Origin of the sequence: Shewanella nanhaiensis, assembly GCF_019457885.1 — a bacterium.
GTDB lineage: Bacteria > Pseudomonadota > Gammaproteobacteria > Enterobacterales > Shewanellaceae > Shewanella > Shewanella nanhaiensis.
This window is the reverse complement of record NZ_JAHZST010000095.1, coordinates 1-244: the sequence shown is the minus strand read 5'-3', so window position 1 is coordinate 244 and position 244 is coordinate 1. Positions and strand designations below refer to the sequence as shown.

Here is a 244-nt window from a genome sequence, read left to right as displayed (position 1 = left end):
AATGCAGTCCGGGTCCCCATCGTCTAGAGGCCTAGGACACCGCCCTTTCACGGCGGTAACAGGGGTTCGAATCCCCTTGGGGATACCACTATTTATAATGGTTGGATTTCGGTCTGATTATTCAAGCGTTAAACCTTAGCCTACAGGGTTTAATGAGTATTCACTCTTTGCAGAGTCTAATGCAGTCCGGGTCCCCATCGTCTAGAGGCCTAGGACACCGCCCTTTCACGGCGGTAACAGGGGT

Annotated in this window: 1 tRNA gene; it reads left to right on the top strand. The window is 52.0% G+C overall.

What is annotated here, in order from left to right:
* Positions 1–12: 12 nt before the first annotated feature.
* A tRNA-Glu gene (locus tag K0625_RS24485) sits at positions 13–88 on the top strand.
* Positions 89–244 lie beyond the last annotated feature (156 nt).